This window comes from Ornithinibacillus californiensis (assembly GCF_001038485.1).
GTDB lineage: Bacteria > Bacillota > Bacilli > Bacillales > Amphibacillaceae > Ornithinibacillus > Ornithinibacillus californiensis.
This window is the reverse complement of sequence record NZ_LDUE01000063.1, coordinates 172,765-191,507: the sequence shown is the minus strand read 5'-3', so window position 1 is coordinate 191,507 and position 18,743 is coordinate 172,765. Positions and strand designations below refer to the sequence as shown.

Below are 18,743 nucleotides of genomic sequence, written 5' to 3'. Positions count from 1 at the left end.
AGGAAAGTTCTTAGCAAAGAAGCTGCTAGCTTCTGTATTTCATAATTCAAGAAAAAACAGGGTATGTTTCTTCTTGGCATTCGATCAACAAATGCTCTCGCATTAGTTGACTGCATAAGAATAACTAAGACTTCGTCAAGTTATTCTAAACATACTGGTTGTTTTGTTCAGTTTTCAAGGAGCAAAATTGTTAGTGTTGTTTTTGCGACAACTTTTATATAATAACATTTCACTGATAAAGTTGTCAACACATTTTTGAAGGATAATTTTCATCCGCATAACCGCTTTTTTTAGCGACATTCATTAATGTAACACAACTAGATAATTAAAGTCAACTAGTTTGTTAGATAACTTATCCCACTAGCGAAGCTATTCTACTTATATAGTAACGTAGACTTTATTGCTGAGTGGATACTTATCATACACCCAATACCGTTAATAGGTCAATAACTTAATATTAATTTCTTAATGGTTTTTTTCACCAATTATTCCAGTTCCCTCTTCATAATTAATAGAACCGTTAAAAACGCCAAAGCCCCCCTCACTATATTCATCATACAATGAGAGAGGGCTTAGTCTTATGATTATCCTATTTACTCTTTCTTCTTCTACCACAGCCACAACCTGATTTTTTCACTCTTTTTTGTTGTGGTTTAGGTGAGGACGTATTAGTTTCTCCGTTTTTCTTTTCCATTTAACGGTCCTCCTTCATTAATTTCATTCTACTAGGCGTTGGACGATGGATTCACATATTCCAGCTGCTCCTGCTATAGCTAAAATGATTATGAGTATTTCACTTCCTATGGGCCAAATAAATAATAGTGCTAACAGAACTGCTGTACTCCAAATACCTGTACACCAATAACAACTTAATAATTCTCCAACCCAATATCTTAATCCATTCCCTTTTATTTCGATAAAGGTTTCTGAGTTCCCATCTGAATCCACTTCTTCAATTTCTTCATGAAAAGGCTTTCGAATAAAGCTAGTAATCTTATCAAACACTACTAACCTAGTTAATCGAAAAGACGCTAGTATTAATAATAAAAGGTCTATCCATCCATTGATCATAATCTTCATCCTTAAATTAATTTCTAACAAAAGCTCAGGGATGATTATATTACTTAGTATATTTTCCCCCAACACTTAGTGACACTGTTAATCACCTAGTTCTATTCATTTCATCAATACTCAAACTTCCGCCAGGTCAAACGATATTACTCTATCTGTTTGTGGATTATAAATCACATTTCCTCTAATTTTAATTTCTTCTTGTTGTTGATGCAGAACAAAATCATATGTTTCTTTTATTTGAGAAGGTGAGATTTCAGTTTTGCCAACAGCGTTATAATCTGTTACATCGAAGCTAGGATATGCAGTTTGAATAAGCTCGAGTAGGTATTTCCCCCACTTTTCCTCCTCCAACTCAGGTGAAGGTATAATCTCAACTTGAATTACTCCTTGATTCAAGTTTGCACCTAAAGTCTCGAAGGCCTTTTGATGTAGATTTATTCGATTTTGTGGAAATCCCCTAACTTGGTCAACTACTGTTACAATTATTTCTCTTCCATTTACAGGATTTTTCACCTTTAATGAGTCACCACATTGATAAGTAGAATTTTCGCCAACAGCTACTGTCAAGAACTTATTGGTAGACCATGGTAGACCACACTTTGTTATTTGCCCACCAGTGGTCCATGTAGCTTCTCCTTGTACAACCTGTTGACGATTAGTGTTACTCCATGAATTATCATATGGATAGTTTGGAAAATATCGATACGGAAAGTATCTATATTGACACATATATGGATTGTAATAATACATTTGTATCCCCCTAGACAAGATTTTTCATTCATATAAGAACTACATGTTTAGTCCCGTAATACAAGGATATGAATTTGGATGGTTGACCCGTTACATTTATGGAAACGATAAGAGCAGATTGACCTCATTAATGAAAGGAAAGATAACGTGAATGAGCACACCATATTTGTGAAAGAAGCAACCACTGAATCCGGTATTTGGGAGGTAGAACTATTATTAAATCAATTACATGGGATTGAGAGGGTTATAGTTGATACGAATGACGGTGAAGTTAAAATTGAATTTGATGATAAGTTAATCTCTAAGGAACAGATTGTCACGACATTAGTAGAGAATGATTTTACAATTTTGCATTAAAAAGGAGTGTAGCATTCTATTAGCTACACTCCTTCATACTCAAGCTAGTATATCGTTTAAATTATGCTTCTCGATGTATTTTTTTGCATAAGTACATTCTGGAATTAATTTAATGCCTTCTTGTCTTGCATGGTTGATTACTTTTTCAACTAGTTGACCAGCTATACCTTGACCCCTTAATTCATCGGAAACAAAAGTATGTTCTACAACAAGATTGCCACTGGGGTCTTTTTGATAAGTTATTTCTGCTGATGGGTTACTCTCATCTTCTCCTACAAAGAATTTGTTTTGACCATGTTTTATTTCTGTCATTATAGCACCCCTTAAAAATTATCAATTTAATAATAGTATAGATTACTCATATTCTTTTTCAAAATCAACAGTACTTCTAACAGTATCAATTGGTCTAACTAGTTGTTCAATTTCTTCTCGTTTTGATTCAAAGAATGGTGGAAGAGATAGCTTTTCACCTAGGGTTTCATACGGTTCATCCCCCATAAATCCTGGCCCATCCGTTGCAAATTCGAATAGTATTTGTGGAGCTACGTTAACATATAACGAACCGAAGAAGAAACGATCAACGAAACCTGAAGATTGGAAGCCAAAACTGTGAACTCGATTCATCCATTCATCTAATTCGGTGCGGTCATTCACACGAAATGCCGTATGATGAACAGTTCCGTAACCTTGACGTGCACGAGGTAATATTGGATTATATTCTACTACTACCTGGGCACCGTTCCCCCCTTCACCTACCTCAAATAAGTGAAACACACCTTCACTATTTATTTCTTTAAACATTAAGACCTTTTCTAGCATTTCCTTAAAGTAATCAAAATTCGCTACTCTTATAAATATTGGACCTAGTCCCGTAATGGCATATTCAAGTGGAATTGGTCCAGTTTGCCATGGAGTGCCAGATTCTACCCCTACATTATTCTCGTCCGAAATCAATTGGTAATGTTGATCATCAAAGTCTACAAATGAAACATTCTTCTTTCCAAACTGTTCTTGTATCCCTTTATGCTTTACCCCAAGTCGGTCAAACCGTTTCACCCAATATGCTAGAGCGTCATCAGATGGAACACGGAATGAAGTCTTGTAGATTTCATCAGTGCCGTGTACTCCTTTAGGGATACCAGGGAAGTCAAAGAAGGTCATATCTGTTCCTGCATTTCCCTTGTCATCGGCAAAGAACAAATGATACGTACGAATATCGTCTTGGTTTACTGTTTTTTTAACTAGGCGCATTCCTAATACAAAAGTAAAGAATTTATAGTTTTCTTCCGCACTACTAGTAATTGCTGTTACATGATGTAATCCTTTTAATTGATTCAAAATATAATCCCCCATATATCACAATAAATGTTTTTAATTAATATATCTTTAATTCAGGGTAAATATAACATGGATATAAAATTGTGTCAATGAGTGTCCAAAGCTTAAGTTCGCTTGTTATGTTGGATCTTCTCTATTAAATACTGAACAAATTGATCATCTCTAACCAACCAAGCTTCCGCATTTCTTTTCACATGATTCTCCGCTTCGGAAAAACTCGAGAAAGAAAACGATGTTTTTTCATGATTCTCTTCAAGCAACCAAGTATCATTCAATTGGTATAAAAAGTATAACGAATCAGCTTTACTACTATAAAGTGTTCCAAAGGAATTCCCTTTTATATTGTAACGATTCCGTCTGGCATCCTCTCTGAGAGGTTCAAGCAGAAACGATTCTTGGACATAAGATTTGTATACAGTGTCATTCATTGTGCATCCAGATGCCTTAGCATGCCCTCCACCACCATATTCTCCTGCTATTTTGGATACATCCACATGATCATGGATTGTTCGAAAGCCCATCCTTCTACTGCCCATATTGACAATAGCAATGTAATCCAAATGTGGACAATCTTTCCCTATTTCATTCCCAAGCTCTGAATGATAGGATTCCGCAAAAACTATTCCTGCATAGTAATCACCAATTTTATGCTGAAGGAGCTCTCTTCTTTTTCTACGAATATATCGTTCGATTTTATCATCTTCCATATCAAGAATCTTTTTCTCAAATTCATCAAAATAAAAATGCTCACTTTCTCGTAAGCGTTCGAGCATTTTCTCTTCAAACTCATCAATGGAAACTAGATAAAACAATGCATTTAAGCGCTGCGCCTCATAGTTTTCATTTATTTCCCATTCCCACGTGTCATATTGCCTTACTAGCTCAACAAACTCTGTAATAGCAGGTTTAGGAGTTAAGTATCCTTGTTGAACTAAGTACTCGTAGAAGAGAGATGTTGCAGAATTTAAATATCCCGCTTCATTGGAAACCTCTACATACCCCCAAGCATACTCATTAAAATGTAAAGCAGTTTTATGATGATCAATTAATTGTAGGTTTCCTCCATTTTGATGAAATAGATCTAGTTGTTTTTCATTTTCTTCATTAACGGATAAGTCCGTAATAAATAAGAAAGTATCTTTATCTTTTTTCTCTAAAAACCAAGCGACCTCCCTATCCAACCCACCAACAGAGTTATACCGTATATTCACTTGTTTCCCAAAAGCAAGCTTTGCTAGAATACCACAACTAACACCCTCCAAATCATTATGTGACAATAACTTGTACATATATAATCACCTCTGATGATAGTATTGCTTATCCTGTTCAAAATATAGATGTGTTAGAGAGAATGAAATAAATTATGAAGGGAAAATTAAGTTAAAGCTTGGAAAGGAGAATTAACTAAATGAAACACGCAACCTCATTCTTTATCAAGTTACTAATAACCACTGTCATACTTTGGATTATATTAGGTATATTTTTTGATGTTTCTTTTGGAGATATATTGCTCACAAGTATCATTTTAAGTGCAGTTGCTTACTTAGGTGATACATTTATCTTACCTAATGTGGATAATTTTTGGGCCACAATCGGCGACTTTGGACTATCATTTCTAAGTATTTATATTATTGGTCAATTTTTATTTGAACTAAATATATCTATAGCAGATGCAGCACTACTATCGGCCTTATTTATTGCGGTAGGCGAGATTTTTTACCATCGTTATATGAAGGATAGAGTATTAAATAAAAATGAAAAATACTATCCCGGAAAAATTAGAACGCCTAGTAGAATGCAGACTGAGTTTAGCTCAGAAATAACTGATGAAAATCATCATAAAGAAGATTGAATTAAGATTCTAATTAAGACTTCCTATATGAAGTCTTTTTTTGTTTAGTAAGAAAGCACAATTCGAATTTTTTACATATCCGTCCACTACGATACTCCCTTTTCACCATAGTATATAAGTGATTATAGTTTAAGGAGGGAAGTACTATGGGCTATGGCGGTGGAGGTTCCAGAGGTAGCAACGACTTCGCATTGATAGTCGTTCTTTTCATCCTATTAATTATTGTAGGTTCTGCTTACGTAAATGGTAGAGGCTACTAAATGAAAAAAGCGCCAGGATTAATTCCTGGCACTTTTTTTATTCAATCTCTTCTAAAATCCCTTCGATTTCAATCATTAGTTCTGCTGCTTTTTCCCATTCTCCTTGAGAAAGCGCAATTTGATAAGCATCAAACAAATTAGATAATTCTACAAGGGTCCCTTCTGCATTCAATATTGGATCGTCACCCTCATTACCTTCTTCAGGGTCAGTAGGATCTATCCCGATATTTGGGTCATTACCTGGGTCGACTATCTCAAGCATCCGGCCTAACGCCTTTTCAAATGTTTCTTCCATAACAATGTAATCCTCATAAGCTACAACCACTTGCTTTACTTCAGGTAGCGAAGTCTCATTAGAAGATTCAATGTAAATTGGCTCTACATATAGAATCGTATCCTCAATAGGTATTGCTAATAAATTCCCACGAATAACTTCAGATCCACCTTGAGACCATAGATTTAGTTGTTGAGAAATTACACTATCTTGATTGATCCTGTTTTCTATTTGTTGTGGACCATAAACATTTTTTTGTTTAGGGAAACGATGGACAAATATCTCGCCATAATTCTCACCATCGTTTCTCACACCCATCCAAGCAATCATATTTTGCCTTTTTCTAGGGGTAAATGGCTGCATTAATATGAATTCCTCGTTCTCATTTCCCTCTAATCGCATTGTTACATAGTATGGCTCCATTGTAACATCTTCATTATAATACTTCTCCGTAGGGAACTGCCATACATCTTCACGATTATAGAAAACCTCTAAGTTTGACATGTGATATGTCCCATAAACTGAAGCTTGAATCGTAAATAGCATTTCTGGATAGCGGAAGTGTGCCCTAATATCTTCAGGTACTTCATCCGTAAATAAGTCCGGGAAGATATTCTGATACGTTTGAAGTAACGGATCAGTAGGGTCGACAGGATAGAAATTAACTTCTCCAGTATAAGCATCAATGACTACTTTTACAGAGTTTCGAATATAATTCTCTCCAGTATTCCCATAAGGCTCTGCATACGGATACCTTTCTTCTGTTAAATATGCATCCATCATCCAAGCAAGGCTTCCGTCATCACGAACGAAAATATAAGGATCCTTATCATAAGTAAAAAATGGTGCGATACGATTAACACGGTCTACTATATTTCGGGTATGGAGCATTAAACTTTCTTCTGTAATTTGGTCTGATACTAACATACGGAAATTACCTGTATTAATCGCAAACAATAAACGATTTAAACCAGTCATTGGAATACCACGTGCCGCATCATAATTGGAAGTCGCATTATCACTACCTTGTGGATAATCAAATTCCTCTTTTTTACTATTAACGACTACTTCATCATAGGACTCTTCCCCAAAGTAAACTTGTGGGCGAGTAATATCCATTACACCTTGAGGAGGAAGATTGTTTAGCATGTATTCTGGTTGACCTTGTGGTGTCACTTGATTAACATGACTCATAACAACACCATATCCATGAGTATAACTTAGGTTCAAGTTCTCCCATGTTTTGGCTTGTTCAGATAGGTCTTCCGTTACTAATTCTCTTGCACTAATAAAGACTTGTTCATAATCCCCATCCACCATATAACGGTCAATATCCACATCATTAAATGAATAATAAGGTCGAATGGTTTGTGTTTGGTCATAAACGTCTTTCAATGGCCTAACATCATTTATACGTACATTTTCTATCGTCTTCATATTACGTTCTACCATAGCATTATCTAATGTATTATTTGCTGGGTGCTCTTGTTCTTCTATGCCAGCTAACCGATATGCTGCTTTTGTGTACTCTAAGTTATGTGCTAAATAAGGTTCTTCTTTAGAGAATTCATTCGGTGAAACGATAAAGCTTTGTACAACCACACTAGTAAGTTGTCCAATAACTACCAAAATCACGTAGCCGACAATAGGTATAGCCATCGAAAAAATCTTTCCACGATTCATCGCTATAATCATCCAGATAGCTCCTATTACCGCAGCGGCTGCCAAAATATAAGATTTAGGAATGTTTATTAGCTGATCTGTATAACTTAATCCATATACAGCACTTTCCTGAAAAATATTCACTTGATTCGTTAGTAATGTTTCATATGGCGCTAATACATGCAAACCGGCAAGTAATAACCCTACGAATCCTAATGTAACACCCATGTGAACTTGGGCTTTTTTACTTTTGCGGTACATCCCAAAGACAGAATAAAATCCTGCTTCAATCAAGAAATAGAAGATAGCTAGTCCTAATAATAAGTTTAAAGCAATCTCTAATACAGGTAAGGTATACATATAGAAAGAGATATCCATATCAAAATGTGGATCAGAGATACCAAACGTTGCCTGGTTCATGAACTTTAATAATGGTTCCCATCCGATACCTTGGACCAGTGAACTCCCAAATAGTCCAATAAAGAAAGAAGCTCCAAATATAATAGCGCTACTTTTCTTTTTTTCTAGAATGATTGGGGGTAGCTGTTCTTTATCTAGGTGACTAATATACGAACTGCGAATCCAGAAGAATGTTACCATGGATAATGTCAGAAATATAACAAATCCAGCTGATGCTAATAGCACTTTACTACCTAACATCGTGATAAATACATCACGGAAACCTTCACTATCCATCCAGATATAATCTGTTAAAAACCCAACAGATAAAAATCCAATTATAAGAATTAAAGCTATAACCAATAATGTAATGGTTTTAACCTTTGACATTTTGGGCTTCTTTTTTGAAGCATTGTTCTCGAAAACTGTAAAATCCAAAGCTGTTCCTCCTAATAAATAATGTGTATAGGATTTAATACCTATTCCAATCATATCAGATTTACCGACACTCTAACTATTATTACGATAGATAAGAACGATAAGTTTCAATTATATTCTAATTACAACGAATAAAAAAATCATAGTTATAATAGAAAGGAAACATCTTATGAATGATAAGTTTATTCCTCTACCGAAAGAATTTTATCAAAATCCTACACTTGATCTAGCAAAGGAGCTACTAGGGTGTCTGATTGTTAAAGAAACGAACGAAGGGATTACCTCTGGAATAATCATAGAGACAGAAGCCTACCTTGGTGCTGTTGACCAAGCGGCACATAGTTATCAAAATCGAAGAACAAAACGCACAGAGATTATGTTTCATGAGCCCGGTCATATTTACACATACCAAATGCATACCCATTGCTTGGTCAATGTTGTCTCTGGCCCAGTTGGTACTCCAGAGGCTATCTTAATACGTGCAGTTGAACCTAATTCAGGGATAAATCTAATGCTAAATAGAAGACCCGTTACTAATTTTAAAAACTTAACAAGTGGTCCTGGAAAATTAACCAAAGCTTTAAACATTACCATGGATGATTACGGAAAAACTTTCTATAATTCATCGTTATTTATAGCAAAAGGAAAAAAGCCTATTTCAATTGAGCAAGGAAAACGGATTGGCATTGATAATGCAGGCGAGGCAAAAGACTACCCGTATCGTTTCTGGGTTACCGGGAATCCATTTGTCTCCAGATAGTCTATCTATCTTCTTTCCTATAGAACACTTGTCTTTTGACACTCTCTAAAATAAGATGGATATAACAGACAATTCGGAGGGGAATCGCATGCTTACACATTTTAATAACGACGGTCGTGCAAGAATGGTAGATATATCAAATAAAGAGGCAAGCACTCGCATTGCTATAGCGAGGTCAAGCATCATCATGAGCAACCAAGTTTATGATGCAATACAAAACCAGAACATTAAGAAAGGGGATGTTCTGTCTGTTGCCCAAGTTGCTGGTATTATGGCAGCAAAGCAAACCTCATCTCTTATTCCTATGTGTCACCCTATTCCTATTAGTGGCATTAACATTACTTTTGATTGGCAGAACATAGAGAATGATAAAATTGAGCTAATCATTCAAACAGAAGTAAAAACGGTTGGTAGCACAGGTGTTGAAATGGAAGCCTTAACCGCAGCATCCATTACAGCATTAACCGTCTATGACATGTGTAAAGCTGTAGACAAAAGTATGACCATAGGCTCTACCTACTTACTAGAAAAAAGTGGTGGTAAGAACGGAGACTTTACCCGAAAGTAATAAAGAAAGCGATAAAAGGCATCCACTGTACTAAGTGAATGCCTTTTATATTGCTTTATTATCCTTTGTAATTTCCCTTACTGCATGACCAAGCTCTGGTAATATTAATTCTTCCATTGCTAACTTGACTGCTTTAGAGGAACCAGGGGTTGAAAACACAACACGGTTATTGACAACCCCTGCTACCGCACGTGATAACATACTCGCAGAGCCAATATCCAGTTGATAACTCAGCATTCTAAATAACTCACCAAAACCAGGGATTTCTTTTGCAAACAGTGGCTGTATCGCTTCAATGGTCACATCTCGACTAGCAATGCCGGTTCCACCATTAATAAGTACTGCTTCCACATTGTTATTCGCACAAACCCTTTTGATCATTTCCTGTATAAGCGTTATTTCGTCTTGAATTACTTCATATTGTTCAATCGAATGTCCATGCTTTTCTAATAGCTCAACCATTAATTGACCACTCTTGTCAGTTTCCTTTGTACGCGTATCACTAACCGTAAGAACAGCACATTTTACACAACCTTTAGCATGTTGCCGATGGTCATTTAACATCTTTCCCCTCCTCTTTCATCCATATGAGTATAACGATCTAAATCATCTCGATAGTTAATATTTCGAAATGGTTTCTCGTCATCTATCTCTACATAAACGACTTGGCTTCGTTCAAATAACTGCTTAGGGGCCAGTTCTCTTCGTTTAAGTTGCTCGATAATTTTCCCCTTCAATGAACGATGGTAAACTGCAATAAGAGGTTCCACTCGACCATTTACCATAGGTACAATAACCTCTTTCCCCACCTCGATCTTTTGAAGAAGCATTTTTAATATTCGTCCCTCTAAAAATGGAACATCAATAGGCGAAATAAGATACCATTCAGAGTCTACCTTCTCCATTCCAGAATAAATCCCTGCTAGAGGGCCTAGTCCCGCAATATCTTCTTTGTCGGTTATGACGTATATGTCTGGATCTGGTATATTAAACTTTTTAACTAACTCTATACTAGTTACAAGAGTAATAGTTTCGATGAATGGCTTACATTTATCAATGGAACTTTGATAGAAAGGAATACCATCCTTCCGTGCAAATGCCTTTGGAGAACCAAATCTACTTGACTTTCCTCCTGCTAAAATTATTCCAGAAATAGAGTGCTTCATCCCAATTTCCCCTCTCTGTAGCCATGATAGATCCATTCACCTATTTGGGGGAAATCATCAGAATTGAATACAGGCAACGTATTATTTGGCAGGTGAAAATCTTTTGATTTTATAATTCCGATTATATTTTCAAGCTTGGATAATAAGGATGCATCTTCTTCATTTCGAAGAAGAACTAATTTGGGATAAGCAAGGTTTTTAAATCCTTCTACTAATAAAAAGTCCACACCAAATTGTTTATAGATATTAATGATGTCATTGGCCTGCCAATCTTCTGAATGAGATAGTTGCAAAACATGTTCCCCTACTACGCCTGCTAATACCGATCCAGATTGCTTATGTTGCTCACTATCTGTATTACTAAACCCATCGGGTAGACCCCCATGTCCATGATGTTTAAGCGAGGCTATTTTTAACTGTTTATTTGCAAGGTAATTAATAATCTTCTTACTTATAGTTGTTTTCCCACTGTTTTTAAAACCAACTATTTGTAGCGTAACCATACATACTATCCCCCACTTACTGGAGGTATTAATGCTACTACATCACCTTCAGAAACAATATCCGTCGGTAATGCGTACTCCTCATTAATGGCTGTCATGATATGGTCCAATTGAGGAAGATTATATGAAGTCTTTAATTTTTCCTTTAATTCGGCCACTGTGATTCCAGATTCTTCTATCACAACACGTTCTTTCCCAAGTGTTTCTTGTAGTTGTGCAAAAAGTAAAATTGTGATCACGCTTATTCCTCCTTTAGAAATGGTTCACCTTTCGGATATGCAGTTTGTTCAAGCTGGTCACCAATCCATGTTTCTCCATCTTCCCAATGTTCTTTCTTCCAAATTGGTACAATCTGTTTTATCCTTTCAATAGCATATTCGTTAGCGTCATATGCTGCTTTTCGATGGGGAGAAGAAACCGCAATTGCAACTGCAACCTCCGATATATCAAGTTGGCCAACACGATGGTTTATTGCAACCACTGTATCTGGCCATTTCTCTTGTATTTCTTTCCCAATCTGCACGAGCATTTTTTCTGCCATTGGCTTATAAGCTTGGTATTCCAAATAGATCGTTTTTCTTCCCATTGTCCACTCACGAACTGTACCTAGAAAAGTTGTAATAGCGCCTGCATCTCTCCTTGACACTTTCTCTATTATCTTATCCACCTGAATCGGTTCCTCGACAATTTCAAATAACGATCTATCCATTCCGCATGCTCCTCTTAGAGTTAATCTCATTCATTACATAATCATTAAAAGTTGCACCTTCTTGGTCTTCTAATAAAATAAGTGAAACCTCCATACCAGCTTCATAGCCTTTCGTGCCACCTGGTAGTTGGATCAGGATATTTGCAAGTCCCAACGAGGAAACAACATTTGACTTATCGAGTCCCACTGGATTCGCTATTAAACTACCATTTTCAAACCTTAATTGCCCACGCACAAATCTATCAAATGGATTAGCTTTATTAAAGTCTGCTCCAAGAATACCAATCTCTTTCTTTAGAAATGGCTTATTCATATGTAAATATTCACGAATGATTGGCCTTGTAAATAATTCAAAACCCACATAACAAGCTGAGGGATTACCAGATAATCCAAATAAAAGCTTCCCATTGAATTCCGCAACCGTTGTAACACTACCTGGACGCATTGCTATCTTATTAAATAAGACATTAGCACCTAACTTCTCATAGATTGCTGGTAGATAGTCATAGTCCCCAACTGAAACACCCCCAGTGGTAATCAATAAGTCTACTTTATCCAACGCCTCCGATACTTGCTTGAAACACATATCAAAGTCATCATTGAACTGCCCCAGATAAATAGGCTCACCGCCAGCTCGTTTCACTTGAGCATGCACCATATAAGCGTTACTATTTCTGATTTTCCCTGGTTCAAGTGGTTGATCCACCTCTAATAGCTCACTTCCGGTAGCTATAATCCCTATTTTGGGTTTTACACAAACGGGGACTTTTTTATAACCAAAGGTAGCAAGTAATGCAACAATCCCTGGATTAATATACGTTCCCTTTGGGGCTAAAATAGTTCCTTTTTTTGCATCTTCCCCAGTGAAAGAAATATTTTGACCGACTTTAGAACTGCGCTTTAAATCAAAATAAGACTTTCCATTATCTTTAAATTCATTTGTTAACTCTAGCATAACTACCGCATCACAACTTTCAGGGATTTGTGCGCCAGTCATAATACGTACAGCCTGATAATCGCCGACATCACCTTCAAACACACTACCTGCACCAATCTCACCAATCACTTCAAAAGTAATTGGATTTTCTCTTGAAGCTCCTTGAGTATCTGCGGCTCGAATAGCGAAACCATCATATGGCGACCGGTCAAAAAAAGGCACATCATGGTCAGCGATAAGATCTTGACCTAGAAAATGCCCATAAGAATCTTCAATTGATAGTAACTGAACACTTCCATTTTTCTTATAGTTCATGACACGTTGAATAGCTTCATTTACTTTAATCGGCTTTCGTCTCTCAACCATGTTGCTACCTCCTATCCAACTAACTGATAATATATATTTCTAGCCTCTTCTGTAGAATCTGTTCCGTGAATCAAGACCCTGCCATCTCTAAAAATTACCACACGGTATTCCTGGTATTCTAACGACAATAAGAAATCATTTTGATGTATTTTCCCAAGTTCGCTTAAACGTACTGCAAGTTCATCAAGATGTACTTCTCTCTTTGCTCGAACCTGAACAGTATTTCTACCACAAAGTACTTCCATCTTTGTTTGAGACTCATAAGTTAGCTTAGGATAACTTCGATTCTCACCACAAGTAGGACAAGTACTTTTTTTAGATCGTTTCATGTCAATCGTATGGTATAAATTATTCCACAGGTCAAAAGTTACTAGTCTAGTACGCAGAGCTTCAAAATCTTCTACTAATATTTTCAGAGCTTCCACCTGCTGATGAGCAACTACCATTTGCACAGTAGGAGCAATAACACCTACAGAATCACAGGTAGCCCCAGAAACAGGTGTTGCTTCAAGCAAACATTGTAGGCACGGAGTTTTATCAGGTATAATGGTATAACTCATTCCCGTACTGCCAACACAAGAACCAAAAATCCAAGGAATGTTATATTGGTGAACCAAGTCATTCATAATAAATCGTATATCAAAATTATCTGTTGCATCAATAACAAGATCTACATCATCTAATAATGGGGCTATGTTGGTACTATCCCCATCCATTACATATGTCACAATATCCACCGATGAGTTAATACGATGTAAATGATTTTTGGCTGCAACAGCTTTTGGCAATTGATCTAGGTAATCTCGTTCCGTAAAAAGCTGTTGTCTATGTAGATTACTCTCCTCCACATAATCTCGATCGATGATTGTTAGCCTACCAATTCCCGCACGAACTAAGCTCTCTGCATTCGCTGTTCCTAAAGCACCACAACCTATAATCAGCACATGTTTTTCTCGTATTTTCTCCTGCCCATAATTGCCGATTGGTTTAAATAAAGCCTGACGTGAATACCGATCGTTCATTGTTTTCCCTCACCCTTGATAAGTTAATTATTAGCCACCGATATAGGACATTTCGATTCTATCTTTATTTCGAGCAGATTCTTCTGTTCTTTCATCGGAATACCTATCTATTCGTTTAGACCATATTGCGGAGATTTGATCTGCTAGCTCTACATCCGTCACTCCAGACCGTAGGAATTCCCTAAAGTCAAAACCCTTATTTGCAAAGAGACAAGTGTATAGCTTACCATCTGCAGCAATCCGTGCTCTAGTACAAGTAGAACAAAATGATTCTGATACAGAAGTAATAAAACCAACTTCGGTATTCGTACCAACATAACGATAACGCTTTGCAACTTCTCCAATATATCCTGGATCAACGGGTTCCATTTCAAAATGTTGGGAAAGCTGTTCATAGATCTCTTTCTTCGTTACCACCTTACTGAAATCCCATCCATTGGTCTTTCCTACATCCATAAATTCGATATATCTAAGGGTTATACCCTTGTCTTTGAAATACTTAGCCATAGGAACAATCTCGTGTTCATTCATTCCTTTTTTTACAACCATATTTACTTTCACTTCAAGCCCAACTTGGACCGCTTGCTCAATCCCTTTTAGAACACGCTCTGTACTTACTCCACTATCATTTATCGATTGGAACAGGGGATTATCAAGCGCATCTAAACTAACATTTATCCGCTTCAAACCAGCTTCCTTTAGTTTTTCTGCCATTTTTTCTAGTAAGGTTGCATTAGTAGTTAAACCGATATCTTTTAATCCTTCAATTGCAGATAATCTCGAAATTAAATCCGGTAAATCCCTCCGTAACAAGGGTTCCCCACCAGTCAACCTTATCTTCTTTACACCTAAATTCACAAATGATTTAGCTATTCTTTCAATCTCTTCAAAAGATAGTAACTGACTTTTCGGTAAGAACGGATAATCCTTACCGAATATCTCTTTAGGCATACAATATGTACATCGAAAATTACAGCGATCTGTCACCGAGATACGAAGATCCTGTAAGGGCCTACCGAATTTATCCGTTATACTCATATGCTTATGGCCTCCTAATAAACTGACTTAACTATTAATCTATGGATAGGAGCTGTATTCTATAACTAAAATACAGCTCCGATAATTAATATTAATTTGTACATGACTCCATATTCAGATCTTGGATTCGATATGGATGAGTATAAACATTCATCTTATTGTCTCTGGCAAAACCTATAACTGTAATCCCTAAATCATTTGCTAAATTTAAAGCCAAATCTGTTGGCGCTGCATTTGAGAGCAGAATTCCAACACCAATCTTGGAAATTTTCAGCAATACTTCTGAGGAGATTCTACCACTAAACACAATTAGCTTATTTTGTAATGGTATCTTCTGTTGTAAGACGGTACCATAGACTTTATCAAGTGCATTATGCCTACCAATATCCGTTCTAACTTCTAATAGTCCTGCAGGCGTCGCTAGTGCTGCATTGTGTACCCCACCAGTTCTTCTAAACTGTTCCGAACGAAGCTGCAAATCTCTCATTAAATTATAACATTGTTCAACTGAAATGGATAATCGACTTGCAATCGTTTTAGCAGTTCTCACATCATTTTTAAAATAAAACTGTCTGCTCTTTCCACAACAAGAGCCTATAAAACGTTTGGAGTAATCCTTTTGCGACAAATCTATTGATTTATAAAGCTCTACATATGCAAATCCAAGATTATCATCGATAGAGATATCTTTTATTTCCTCGTACAACCGAATAATCCCTTCCGAGGCAAGAAAACCTATAATTAATTCTTCCAGATTGGTAGGTGAGCAAACCATAGTTGCAAATTCTTCCCCATTCAAGATAATGGTGAGAGGAAATTCTTGTACAATTTCCTCCTCCATTCTTATTGCTTCTGTTCCGTGAAATCGGATTATTTCCCAACCTTCTTGTTTAACCTCATTCATATTCTCACCTTCTAGTGTGGCTCCATTTCAAGTTCTTCTACACGTTTTTCCACATACTTGGTATCCTTATGAGCATAGTATGTTTCTGCTTTTTCTACGATTACCGCTGTATTATATTCTGGGATACCCGCAAAGTCTTCATAAACTCCTTTTGGTATGAGAGCATTACCTTCTGGCCAGTGGACTTGTAAATTACCAGCTTTCACTGGCTCGAATTTAGCCCGACCGGTAAACGTTCCATGCTGGTTGAAGACAACGATAGCATCACCTTCCCTGATACCCAGTTCCTTACCATCTTCTTCACTCATTAATACATCGTAGCGGTCAGCTGCATTAAATGGATCTCTTTCATCATAAATCATCGAGTTAAACTGCTTTCCACGTCTTGTTGTCACATAGAAGTGCCCTTCTGGTTTACGTAGTTCTGGTAGCTCAACGCTAATGAGATTCCCTCTTCCATCTGGAGTAGGGCAATTACCGTCTTCACATAGCCAAGCTCCACCCCATTGGAAAAGATCCCCCTTCTCCTTTAAATGTTGGATACCATTGTAATTTGGTGCTGCTTTTGCTATTTCTTCTCGTATCTCAAACGCATCCTTGAAATCAATCAAGTTTTTTTCTTCAGGCTTCACACGTTTTGCTAAGTCAACATAGATTTCCCACTCTGTCCGTGCCTCTTCCATTCGTGGACCTTTGATTTCAGGCGAAAAATACACCATTCTTTCCGTAGAAGTAGAAGTTCCACCACCAGGTTGCTCATATCTAGTCATTGCTGGAAGTATAATGACTGCTTCCTTTGCATCTAGTAGAGTCGATGTGTTAAGAATAATATCTTGATGCACCCGTATATCAATATTTTCAAGGCTGTCCTTTACAAACTCTGGGTCTGGCATGGTCTCTAGAAAATTACCACCGGACATATAATAGAGTTTTAGTTTTCTTTCATGTTCTTCTGGTAATAATGCGTTTTCTAGGGATACGCCTACAATATCCCCTTGCCACTCTGGAATTTCAAATCCCCAAATCTCTTCAATACGTTTTCGGTTTTTTTCGTCCAGCCCACCACCAGGTAAGGAGAATGGATCTGCTCCCATTTCAGCTGATCCTTGAACCCCAGAGTGACCTCGTATCGGCATTAGCCCACAATGCTCTCGACCAAGGAATCCCCTAAGGAGTGCTAAATTTGCTACTTGTGATATATTATCCGTTCCAAAGCGATGCTGTGTTAGTCCCATGGACCAAACAAAGACAGCAGATTTTGATCTCGCCAATAATCGGGCTAATTCTAGCATGCGTTCTCTGGATATACCAGAAGATTTTTCAAGTAATTCCCAGTTATAAGCTGTTACTTTTTCTTTTAATTCGTCTAATCCATTTACATGTTCTTTAATAAAATCATGGTCCAGTGCAGAACCAGGTTCTTGCGCTTCCATTTCAAACCAATGCTTCATAATCCCATGCATAAATGCGATATCCCCACCTATATTAACCTGATAAAAGTCATCTGCAATTTTCGTTCCAAATAACGCAGATTCAGGTATGGAAGGGACCCAATAGTTGTCCATGGCAGGTTCATGATATGGGTTAATTATGATAATTTTCGTTCCTTTTCTTTTTGCAGCATACATATATTTCGTAGACACTGGTTGGTTATTTGCGGCAACTGAACCCCAGAATACTAATACATCTGTCCCAATCCAATCTTTATAATTACATGTTGAGGCCCCAACACCAATGGAACGACTTAATGCTGTTTTTGATGGAGAGTGACAGATTCTTGATGCGTTATCGACATTATTGACACCTAAAAATCTCGAAACTTTCGCTAATGTATAATAGGATTCATTAGTGATTCCACGCGATGTTGTATAAAATGCTGCCTGTTTTGGGTTAATACTTTTCATCTTATTAGCAATCATGTCCATTGCATGGTCCCATGATATTCGATTAAATTTCTTGTCACCTGGTTTGCGAATTAATGGATATGGAATTCTGCCTAACTTACGAAGTTCTGTACTATTCATTTTTCGAAGTTCATCAATATCTGCATGTAATACACTTTCTTTTATTGCCCCCATCGTATTTAAGCGTAAAACATTCAGTCTTGTTGTACATACGTGAGGGCCTTTTAATGTTTGATCCTTCAGTCCTGCTACACCTAGGGCACAGCCATCACAGACACCTTGCGTCAAGATCCGGGTTGCATAAGGTAGATTATCTTTATTTTCCCATACCACTTTCATTGTGTCTCTAATATGATGCGGTTTAACCTTCCCTAATCCAAATGGTACCGTACTTACCCAGAGCTTAGGGTCAGGCTTCTTAGATATTTTTATAGGGCCAGTGTGTTTCGTGTTTCCCAATGC

Annotated in this window: 21 protein-coding genes; 5 read left to right on the top strand and 16 right to left on the bottom strand. The window is 37.0% G+C overall.

What is annotated here, in order from left to right:
- Window positions 1-717 precede the first annotated feature (717 nt).
- Window positions 718-1,071, bottom strand: a complete 354-nt coding sequence (locus TE34_RS17260; RefSeq protein ID WP_047986057.1) for a DUF1360 domain-containing protein — start codon at window positions 1,069-1,071, stop codon at window positions 718-720.
- A 120-nt stretch (window positions 1,072-1,191) separates the two neighbouring features.
- On the bottom strand, window positions 1,192-1,824 hold the full coding sequence (locus TE34_RS17255; protein WP_047986056.1) for a DUF3889 domain-containing protein: 633 nt from the start codon (window positions 1,822-1,824) through the stop codon (window positions 1,192-1,194).
- 147 nt (window positions 1,825-1,971) lie between these two features.
- Between TE34_RS17255 and TE34_RS17250 the strand changes: the two genes are divergently transcribed.
- Entirely contained in the window at window positions 1,972-2,181 is a 210-nt protein-coding gene (locus tag TE34_RS17250) for a hypothetical protein (RefSeq protein ID WP_047986055.1), read from the top strand.
- A gap of 39 nt (window positions 2,182-2,220) precedes the next feature.
- Here TE34_RS17250 and TE34_RS17245 read toward each other — a convergent pair whose 3' ends face one another.
- From TE34_RS17245 to TE34_RS17235, 3 genes are all read right to left on the bottom strand, one after another.
- Entirely contained in the window at window positions 2,221-2,493 is a 273-nt protein-coding gene (locus tag TE34_RS17245) for a GNAT family N-acetyltransferase (protein ID WP_047986054.1), read from the bottom strand.
- A gap of 42 nt (window positions 2,494-2,535) precedes the next feature.
- Window positions 2,536-3,519, bottom strand: a complete 984-nt coding sequence (locus TE34_RS17240) for a ring-cleaving dioxygenase (protein WP_047986053.1) — start codon at window positions 3,517-3,519, stop codon at window positions 2,536-2,538.
- Between the two features lie 104 nt (window positions 3,520-3,623).
- Window positions 3,624-4,808, bottom strand: a complete 1,185-nt coding sequence (locus TE34_RS17235; RefSeq protein WP_047986052.1) for a DHH family phosphoesterase — start codon at window positions 4,806-4,808, stop codon at window positions 3,624-3,626.
- 119 nt (window positions 4,809-4,927) lie between these two features.
- On the opposite strand from TE34_RS17235, the gene TE34_RS17230 reads away from it, so the two are divergent.
- Both TE34_RS17230 and TE34_RS20830 read left to right on the top strand, forming a co-directional pair.
- A complete protein-coding gene (locus tag TE34_RS17230) occupies window positions 4,928-5,371 on the top strand; it encodes a YndM family protein (protein ID WP_047986051.1) in 444 nt (147 codons plus the stop codon).
- A gap of 146 nt (window positions 5,372-5,517) precedes the next feature.
- On the top strand, window positions 5,518-5,631 hold the full coding sequence (locus TE34_RS20830) for a YjcZ family sporulation protein (RefSeq protein WP_084710767.1): 114 nt from the start codon (window positions 5,518-5,520) through the stop codon (window positions 5,629-5,631).
- Window positions 5,632-5,668: 37 nt separating this feature from the next.
- Here the strand turns inward: TE34_RS20830 and TE34_RS17225 are convergent, their stop codons facing one another.
- Window positions 5,669-8,404 (bottom strand): UPF0182 family membrane protein, encoded by a 2,736-nt coding sequence (locus TE34_RS17225; protein WP_084710766.1) that lies wholly within the window; start codon window positions 8,402-8,404, stop codon window positions 5,669-5,671.
- Window positions 8,405-8,573: 169 nt separating this feature from the next.
- On the opposite strand from TE34_RS17225, the gene TE34_RS17220 reads away from it, so the two are divergent.
- Both TE34_RS17220 and moaC read left to right on the top strand, forming a co-directional pair.
- Window positions 8,574-9,164: a DNA-3-methyladenine glycosylase gene (locus TE34_RS17220; RefSeq protein WP_047986050.1), complete on the top strand. Its 591-nt coding sequence runs from the start codon at window positions 8,574-8,576 to the stop codon at window positions 9,162-9,164.
- Between the two features lie 88 nt (window positions 9,165-9,252).
- Entirely contained in the window at window positions 9,253-9,732 is a 480-nt protein-coding gene (gene moaC / locus TE34_RS17215; protein WP_047986049.1) for a cyclic pyranopterin monophosphate synthase MoaC, read from the top strand.
- 45 nt (window positions 9,733-9,777) lie between these two features.
- Here the strand turns inward: moaC and TE34_RS17210 are convergent, their stop codons facing one another.
- The 10 genes from TE34_RS17210 to TE34_RS17165 all read right to left on the bottom strand — a co-directional run bounded on the left by TE34_RS17210 (window position 9,778) and on the right by TE34_RS17165 (window position 18,740).
- Window positions 9,778-10,296: a MogA/MoaB family molybdenum cofactor biosynthesis protein gene (locus tag TE34_RS17210; RefSeq protein ID WP_047986048.1), complete on the bottom strand. Its 519-nt coding sequence runs from the start codon at window positions 10,294-10,296 to the stop codon at window positions 9,778-9,780.
- Window positions 10,290-10,898, bottom strand: coding sequence for a molybdenum cofactor guanylyltransferase (gene mobA, locus TE34_RS17205; RefSeq protein WP_053075124.1), 609 nt, complete (start codon window positions 10,896-10,898; stop codon window positions 10,290-10,292). The genes TE34_RS17210 and mobA overlap by 7 nt, the downstream gene beginning before the upstream one ends.
- Complete coding sequence (mobB, locus tag TE34_RS17200) at window positions 10,895-11,401, bottom strand: molybdopterin-guanine dinucleotide biosynthesis protein B (RefSeq protein ID WP_053075123.1); 507 nt, start codon at window positions 11,399-11,401, stop codon at window positions 10,895-10,897. Before mobB ends, mobA begins: the two co-directional genes overlap by 4 nt.
- Before the next feature lie 5 nt (window positions 11,402-11,406).
- Window positions 11,407-11,640: a molybdopterin converting factor subunit 1 gene (moaD, locus tag TE34_RS17195; protein WP_047986047.1), complete on the bottom strand. Its 234-nt coding sequence runs from the start codon at window positions 11,638-11,640 to the stop codon at window positions 11,407-11,409.
- A 2-nt stretch (window positions 11,641-11,642) separates the two neighbouring features.
- A complete protein-coding gene (locus tag TE34_RS17190; protein ID WP_047986046.1) occupies window positions 11,643-12,110 on the bottom strand; it encodes a molybdenum cofactor biosynthesis protein MoaE in 468 nt (155 codons plus the stop codon).
- Window positions 12,103-13,413 (bottom strand): molybdopterin molybdotransferase MoeA, encoded by a 1,311-nt coding sequence (locus TE34_RS17185; RefSeq protein ID WP_047986045.1) that lies wholly within the window; start codon window positions 13,411-13,413, stop codon window positions 12,103-12,105. Before TE34_RS17185 ends, TE34_RS17190 begins: the two co-directional genes overlap by 8 nt.
- An 11-nt stretch (window positions 13,414-13,424) precedes the next feature.
- Entirely contained in the window at window positions 13,425-14,435 is a 1,011-nt protein-coding gene (locus TE34_RS17180; protein ID WP_047986044.1) for a MoeB/ThiF family adenylyltransferase, read from the bottom strand.
- Window positions 14,436-14,465: 30 nt separating this feature from the next.
- Complete coding sequence (gene moaA, locus TE34_RS17175) at window positions 14,466-15,473, bottom strand: GTP 3',8-cyclase MoaA (protein WP_047986043.1); 1,008 nt, start codon at window positions 15,471-15,473, stop codon at window positions 14,466-14,468.
- A 91-nt stretch (window positions 15,474-15,564) separates the two neighbouring features.
- Window positions 15,565-16,377: a formate dehydrogenase accessory sulfurtransferase FdhD gene (gene fdhD / locus TE34_RS17170; protein ID WP_047986042.1), complete on the bottom strand. Its 813-nt coding sequence runs from the start codon at window positions 16,375-16,377 to the stop codon at window positions 15,565-15,567.
- A gap of 11 nt (window positions 16,378-16,388) precedes the next feature.
- On the bottom strand, window positions 16,389-18,740 hold the full coding sequence (locus TE34_RS17165) for an FdhF/YdeP family oxidoreductase (protein WP_047986041.1): 2,352 nt from the start codon (window positions 18,738-18,740) through the stop codon (window positions 16,389-16,391).
- Window positions 18,741-18,743 lie beyond the last annotated feature (3 nt).

Bases quoted from the DNA above. Each gene is read 5' to 3' on its own strand.
- TE34_RS17260 (WP_047986057.1), bottom strand. From the start codon at position 1,071: ATGATCAATGGATGGATAGACCTTTTATTATTAATACTAGCGTCTTTT.
- TE34_RS17255 (WP_047986056.1), bottom strand. From the start codon at position 1,824: ATGTATTATTACAATCCATATATGTGTCAATATAGATACTTTCCGTAT.
- TE34_RS17245 (WP_047986054.1), bottom strand. From the start codon at position 2,493: ATGACAGAAATAAAACATGGTCAAAACAAATTCTTTGTAGGAGAAGAT.
- TE34_RS17235 (WP_047986052.1), bottom strand. From the start codon at position 4,808: ATGTACAAGTTATTGTCACATAATGATTTGGAGGGTGTTAGTTGTGGT.
- TE34_RS17230 (WP_047986051.1), top strand. From the start codon at position 4,928: ATGAAACACGCAACCTCATTCTTTATCAAGTTACTAATAACCACTGTC.
- TE34_RS20830 (WP_084710767.1), top strand. From the start codon at position 5,518: ATGGGCTATGGCGGTGGAGGTTCCAGAGGTAGCAACGACTTCGCATTG.
- TE34_RS17220 (WP_047986050.1), top strand. From the start codon at position 8,574: ATGAATGATAAGTTTATTCCTCTACCGAAAGAATTTTATCAAAATCCT.
- moaC (WP_047986049.1), top strand. From the start codon at position 9,253: ATGCTTACACATTTTAATAACGACGGTCGTGCAAGAATGGTAGATATA.
- TE34_RS17210 (WP_047986048.1), bottom strand. From the start codon at position 10,296: ATGTTAAATGACCATCGGCAACATGCTAAAGGTTGTGTAAAATGTGCT.
- mobA (WP_053075124.1), bottom strand. From the start codon at position 10,898: ATGAAGCACTCTATTTCTGGAATAATTTTAGCAGGAGGAAAGTCAAGT.
- mobB (WP_053075123.1), bottom strand. From the start codon at position 11,401: ATGGTTACGCTACAAATAGTTGGTTTTAAAAACAGTGGGAAAACAACT.
- TE34_RS17190 (WP_047986046.1), bottom strand. From the start codon at position 12,110: ATGGATAGATCGTTATTTGAAATTGTCGAGGAACCGATTCAGGTGGAT.
- TE34_RS17185 (WP_047986045.1), bottom strand. From the start codon at position 13,413: ATGGTTGAGAGACGAAAGCCGATTAAAGTAAATGAAGCTATTCAACGT.
- TE34_RS17180 (WP_047986044.1), bottom strand. From the start codon at position 14,435: ATGAACGATCGGTATTCACGTCAGGCTTTATTTAAACCAATCGGCAAT.
- moaA (WP_047986043.1), bottom strand. From the start codon at position 15,473: ATGAGTATAACGGATAAATTCGGTAGGCCCTTACAGGATCTTCGTATC.
- fdhD (WP_047986042.1), bottom strand. From the start codon at position 16,377: ATGAATGAGGTTAAACAAGAAGGTTGGGAAATAATCCGATTTCACGGA.